Source organism: Salidesulfovibrio brasiliensis JCM 12178 (assembly GCF_001311825.1).
GTDB classification, from domain to species: Bacteria; Desulfobacterota; Desulfovibrionia; order Desulfovibrionales; family Desulfovibrionaceae; genus Pseudodesulfovibrio; species Pseudodesulfovibrio brasiliensis.
Genome location: NZ_BBCB01000129.1, coordinates 1 through 5,742, shown reverse-complemented (window position 1 = coordinate 5,742; position 5,742 = coordinate 1). Strand labels below are relative to the sequence as shown.

The 5,742-nt window shown below is 62.5% G+C and carries 8 protein-coding genes; 1 reads left to right on the top strand and 7 read right to left on the bottom strand.

The genetic code is table 11. From position 1 onward, the window contains the following. The 7 genes from JCM12178_RS16740 to JCM12178_RS16710 form a co-directional block, all read right to left on the bottom strand. Nucleotides 1-280: glutamate racemase (locus JCM12178_RS16740; RefSeq protein ID WP_172677175.1), on the bottom strand; the 280-nt coding region annotated here is incomplete at its 3' end. Between the two features lie 5 nt (nucleotides 281-285). Then, entirely contained in the window at nucleotides 286-1,332 is a 1,047-nt protein-coding gene (gene selD / locus JCM12178_RS16735) for a selenide, water dikinase SelD (RefSeq protein ID WP_083466017.1), read from the bottom strand. A 61-nt stretch (nucleotides 1,333-1,393) separates the two neighbouring features. Next, a complete protein-coding gene (locus tag JCM12178_RS16730; protein WP_245628841.1) occupies nucleotides 1,394-2,653 on the bottom strand; it encodes an EAL and HDOD domain-containing protein in 1,260 nt (419 codons plus the stop codon). 63 nt (nucleotides 2,654-2,716) lie between these two features. Next, the gene (gene sppA, locus JCM12178_RS16725; protein ID WP_054653079.1) at nucleotides 2,717-3,682 is read right to left on the bottom strand and encodes a signal peptide peptidase SppA; all 966 of its coding nucleotides are present in this window, start codon (nucleotides 3,680-3,682) and stop codon (nucleotides 2,717-2,719) included. Nucleotides 3,683-3,694: 12 nt separating this feature from the next. Further along, nucleotides 3,695-4,141, bottom strand: a complete 447-nt coding sequence (locus tag JCM12178_RS16720; RefSeq protein WP_054653077.1) for a hypothetical protein — start codon at nucleotides 4,139-4,141, stop codon at nucleotides 3,695-3,697. Nucleotides 4,142-4,289: 148 nt separating this feature from the next. Next, the gene (locus JCM12178_RS16715) at nucleotides 4,290-4,916 is read right to left on the bottom strand and encodes a YigZ family protein (RefSeq protein ID WP_054653076.1); all 627 of its coding nucleotides are present in this window, start codon (nucleotides 4,914-4,916) and stop codon (nucleotides 4,290-4,292) included. Between the two features lie 48 nt (nucleotides 4,917-4,964). Next, entirely contained in the window at nucleotides 4,965-5,393 is a 429-nt protein-coding gene (locus JCM12178_RS16710) for a cereblon family protein (protein ID WP_054653074.1), read from the bottom strand. A gap of 37 nt (nucleotides 5,394-5,430) precedes the next feature. Between JCM12178_RS16710 and JCM12178_RS16705 the strand changes: the two genes are divergently transcribed. Beyond that, a complete protein-coding gene (locus tag JCM12178_RS16705; protein ID WP_054653072.1) occupies nucleotides 5,431-5,709 on the top strand; it encodes a hypothetical protein in 279 nt (92 codons plus the stop codon). Nucleotides 5,710-5,742 lie beyond the last annotated feature (33 nt).

Here is a 5,742-nt window from a genome sequence, read left to right as displayed (position 1 = left end):
CCCGCACCGCGTCCAGCCCGATGGCGCTGGCGGTGTTGCAGGCGATGACCATGAGCTTCACCCCGCGCGAGGCCAGCACCGAGGCGGCCTGCAGCGCATAGCGCGTCACGGTCTGCGGGCTCTTGGTGCCGTATGGCAGCCGGGCGCAGTCGCCCAGATACAGGAACCGTTCGCCCGGAAGCCGCCGCATGAGCGCCTTGAGCACGGTCAGCCCGCCCACGCCGGAGTCGAAGACGCCGATGGGCAGTTCGTTGTTGTAGTCGGTTGCGGTTTTGGTCATGTGCCTCAGGAAATGATAAGCGGTGTACCCGGCTTCTGCTCAAGAACCCTGCCCACCACCGCAGCGGACTCCCCGGCCGCCTCAAGCATGGAAACAGCCTTCTTCACAAGCGGTTGCGGGGCGGAAAGAATCAGGCCGCCGGAGGTCTGGGCGTCAAAAACGAGGTCGAAGAGTATGGGATCGACCCCGTCCGCCGAAGCGGTCTTGGCCTTGTAGTAGTTGCGGTTGCAGATGCTCCCCGCAGGGAGCATGCCCATGCCCGCCAGTTCCACGGCTTCGGGAATGAAAGGGATGGCCGAAAGGTCAAGCTCCGCAGACACACCACTGGCCTCTGCCAGCTCGATAAGGTGCCCGCCGAGGCCGAAACCGGTCACGTCCGTGGCCCCCTTGAGGCCCAGCTTGGCAATGACCGCGCCGCCCGCCTTGTTCAGGTGCGCCGCGTACTTGTAGAGCGTCTCTTCCATATCGTCCGCGCCGTCCCATTCGGCCTTCACCGCCGTGGCAAGTACGCCGGTGCCGATGGGTTTGGTCAGAATCAGCGCATCCCCCGGCTCCGCACCGCGGTTGGAGGCGAACCCGTCCGGGTCCACGATGCCGGACACGGCCAGCCCGTACTTCAGCTCCGCGTCTTCCACCGAATGGCCGCCGGAGAGCACTGCGCCGGATTCGTTGATCTTGTCCATGCCGCCGCGCAGGACCTCGGCAAGAATCTCGCCGGGCATGTCTTTGGCAGGGAAGCAGACGATGTTCATGGCCGACCACGGCTCCCCGCCCATGGCATAGACGTCGGAGAGGGCGTTGGCCGCGGCGATCTGGCCGAAGCGGTAGGGATCGTTGACAATGGGCGTGAAGAAGTCGACCGTCTGCACCAGCGCCTTCCCTGCCGGGAAAGTCAGGATGGCGGCATCGTCATTGTCACCGCTCCTGCCTGCAAGCAGTCTCGAATCGGCCCTCGTGTCGAGGCCGGAAAGGGCGAGCTCCAGGTCCCCCGGAGCTATCTTTGCGGCTCAACCGGCCGCGCGGACCGTGTTGACCAGCTTGATCTTCTTCATTGATCGATCTCCCGTGTTGCAGGGATACCTAGCAGATTCGCAGGGTGATGGAAAGAAAGGGCTAGCGCGCCGCGCCCATGACCTGTGCGGCCCAGTTGCGGGACTGGGCATAGAGACGATTGACGCGCTCCGGCTTCAGGCCCAGCGCCTTCATGCGCCGGTCGCAGTCCGCCCAGTAGCCGCGTTCATAACTGTGAGCCAGCATGAGCAGCTTGTGCAGCTTGCTCTTCCCGGTCAGGGCGTCCACAACGGTCTGGTCCAGCGGCAGGGTTTCGAGGATATCCTTCATTCGGATGTCCAGCATGGCGTCGAGCAGGGAAAAAAGCCCGGTGATGAACAGCGGATCTGGGATGGAGCAGGCGTCGGTCTCGTCACAGAGCAGTTCAAGAAACTTGGCGCGCTGCACGGAGAGAAAGGCAAGCTCCGCACCGCGTTGGGACGGGGCCATGTCGGAGAGAATGGCCGATTTGAGCCACTGGGTGATCTGCTTGATGCCCAGCATGGCCACGGCCCGCTCCACGGAGTCCACCTTGACGCTCAGGCCGAAGCTGGCCGAGTTTATGTAACGAAACAGCCGGTAGGACAGGGACGGGTCGGTGCCGAGAATTTCGGAGAGCCTCTCCAGCGAGACCTCCTCGCGCCCCAGCTCTTCCATTATCTGCAACCGGGAGAGTTCGCCCGAGCTGAGTTTCCTGCCTTCAAGGATTTCCGGCTTGCTGAAAAAGAAGCCCTGAAACAGGGTGAACCCCAGCTGCTTGAGCATCTCGAAGGTTTCGCGGTCCTCGACCTTTTCGGCAAGCAGCAGTTTCCCTTCCGGAATGGTCGCAACGACCTTTTTCACCGTCTCGGCGTCAGACCCAAGCTCCAGAATGTCCACCTTGACGATGTCGGCATACTTGAGCAGCGGACGGTTGCGCTCCTCTCCCGTGTAGTCGTCCAGCGCAATGGTGTAGCCTTCGGAGCGAAGCTCCCGCACGGCCTCGAAGGTCTCTTCGGTCGCCGAGACTGTTTCAAGGATTTCCACTACGCCGAGGTCCACGGGCAGGGCATAGGCCGCTTCGGATGCGAGCAGCGCTTCAGGAAAGTTAACGAGAATCTTGCGGCCCTGCGGCATGTCCTGCGTGGCAGCCACGAGACCGTCGGCCAGCACGCTGGCCGTGGCCCGCTCACCGTCCTCGATTATGGCCGTATTGCAATCGATTGAGGTACGAAACAGCAGTTCGTACCCCCAGACGTCCAGAGAAGGTGTGAATATCGGTTGCCGTGCTACGAAAACGGCTTCGAAAGCGGTGTCCATCCTTGAATGAATATCATTACTCACAACCTGCTTCCAGCTTTTTCATGTGGCCGGGGGCCGATGCTCTCCAACTTGTAGGAATACCGCTTATTCCCGGCCCGTTGCGGTCCACAGGTAATGAAAGCCCGGCGGCGGGGGCAACAGGGTCGACACGTCAGCCCCGAACAGGTTCCCTGCGGGCGAGGCGGCGCTCAGTGAATTGTAGGGGGTGTCGTCCGGGTAAACGGTGCGGCGGTAGGCGATAATTGTAGGCTCGCCTTCGATTCCCGCCTGTGCGGCCGCCTCCTCAAAGGCCCCTTCAAGGTGCGCGATGCGATCAACCATACCCAGCGCCTTTGCCTGCTGCGCCGTGAAAATACGCGCGGATGCGATGGTTGTCATGGCCTCGTCACCGGGAGAGCGCCGCTCGCGCACCAGCCCGGTGAACCGTTCCGCCATGCCGTCGATGATGGTTTGAAACATGGCCCGCTCCCGTTCGGTGGCAGGACGGAACGGGGACCCCATGTCCTTGTCCGTTCCCGACTTGGTGACATCAACCTCCACGCCGACCTTGTCCATGAGGCCGTGAACCTTGGGCATCACGAAAATGACGCCAACGGAGCCGGTGACGGTGGTGGGATGGGCCACGATGGAATCCGCTGCCAACGCGGCGTAGTAGCCGCCAGACGCGGCAGTATCCATGAGACAGGCAACGACCTTCTTGCCGGTGCGCTCCCGGAAGCGTGTCAGTTCGTGATACACGATGTCGCTGGCCGTGACCGTGCCGCCCGGGGAATTGATCTTGACCACCACGGCCCTGACCAAGGGGTCCTTTTCCGCGGCGCGAAGGCGCATGACCAGTTCGTCCACCACGCTCGGCCTGCGGCTGAGCATGCCCCGTCGGGCCGAGGCGGAGATGAAGCCGTCAAGGGACATGACCGCGACCTTGGCATCCGCCCCTTCCTCCAGCACCACTTCCTTGAGCGGCTGCTCGTTGTCGCCGAACAGGCTGACCTTGGGCGCGCAACCGGCTACAAGGACGATCAGAACCCACAACAGGACAGGGCGAACCATGGCATCCCCCGGTTATTTCTTCTTTTTGGTGCGCTTGCGGCGCTTGCCGGAAGCAAGGAGCTTTCGCAACTCCCCGGCCGCAACGACCGGGTTGCTCTCATGAAGCAGAAACCGTTCATCCTGCGAGCTGGTCCAGTGCCAGCCCGCCGGGCGCTTCATGAGCTTTGCGCCACGGGTTTCGAGGTACTCCTCGGCCTCTGTCTCGGCCACCTCGTCGCGCATTTCCTCGACGATGGCCTGCCGCTGCCGCATGTCCCGAAGCTGAGCAGCGATCTCGTAGGCGCTTCGGATGAAGTCGTCCGGCTGGACGTCGGTGTGTTTCTTTCTCCCCTGAAGATGCCGCTCCAATTCAGAGAGGTCGGCCTTGAGCTCCTTGATCTCGAAGAGAGCGGCCTCTTTGGCCTTCTCGGATTTGTCGTCAAGGAGCCGAAACAGTGCGGTGAGCTTTCTGAGCGACATGCGGCCTCTGGGGTTACACGTTTTCTGGAATATTTTTAGACTATCTGATTGCCGACTGCGCGTAAAGGGTCACACACGAAAAAGCCTTCCGACCAAGAGACGGAAGGCGTGGATATCGACGGGCACCGTCGCCCTTTTATCACAAGATTCAAGACAGATTGTCACTGACGATCTCCAGAAGCGCCTGCCCGCTAGTAAGTTCGTCAAGCGCCAGCTCAAAGCGTTGAAGGCGTTCCTGGGGCAGCCGCAGCAGGAACCCCGCGTCGGTGCCGAAACGCTCTTCCAGCACCTCGGCTTCGTGATCGGAAAGCATCCGCTTAAAGAGCGTGACCGCGTTGTATGGCATAAGCGCCTCCACATCCACGGTGTCCACCCGCTCCACCGTGGGCAGCGACTCCAGCCCGAGCTGCACCATGCCCGAATAGGCTCGCACCAGCCCTCCGGTGCCGAGCTTGATGCCCCCGAAATACCGGGTCACGACCACGGCCAGTTCGCCCACGCCGCCGTGCAGCAGCACCGTGAGCATAGGCTTTCCGGCCGTGCCGTGCGGTTCGCCGTCGTCACTCATGCCCACACGGGCCGTATCGCCGGGCGGACCGGCAGCAAAGGCCCAGCAGTTATGGGTGGCGTCAGGATATTCTTCCTTGATCTCAGCCACGAACGCGCGGGCCTCCTCGGGCGATTCCACGCGGGCCACGGTGGTGATGAACCGGCTGCGCTTGATGGTCTCTTCCACGCGGTGCCGGGATGCGGGAACGGGGTAACGGTCTGCCATGCCCGGAGGATACGGATTTGCCGCAGGATGGCAAGCCGGGCCGGACCTCTAGCCCTCCTCCTCGCGCAAGGCGGGGAGTATCAGACCATAAAAGCCGGAGAAAGACGTTTCGTAATACCAGCCGAGGTGCACGTTGCACCGCCCGCAGATGGCGATTTGCCACGAATGTCCGGAAAACCACGTGAACTCCTCCACGGGCGGGCCTGTGCGTATGGTCCCGGGCGCGGCCATGAAGCAGCCGAGCTCGAACATGATGCCGTGTGGGTTGAAAAAGACGTGCCGGTGCGAACCGTTGACCTCCACCTTTGCGGCTGTATTGGTGACAAGGTTGCCGCAGGCGGCGCACACGATCCGCTGCCCCCCTTCGCCCGGTCGCTCCGGGGCCTCGTCAAGGCAGACCGGCCGGTCAGGCATGTCGGAAGGGTCGCCCTTGCACACAAGCGGAAGGTTCATGGTAACGGGTTGCACTTCGTTCATGGCCCCACTATACATTGGTGGGAGGAGACTATCCACCATGGCAGATACAACCAATCCACACCTGCTTCTCTGCGACGCCTGCTGCGACAAGGCGGGTGTGCTCAAAGAGGCCGTCAAGACCGGCGGCTGCACCTGCGACATCTGCGGCTGGGCCTGCAAGTGCTGCGGCGACGACGGGAAGCAGTTCGTGAACCGCGTTGCGGTCAAAACCATCCCCGAGGACGGCTGGCCCGAGCTTCAAGCCCGCAATCACCGCTCCCTCAAGCCCCTCGACTGGCAGGAGCTCTTCCTGCACGGACGCGAGGACTCCCGGTAGCGCACGCGGCCCGTCCTGCTAGCACCCCCGCCC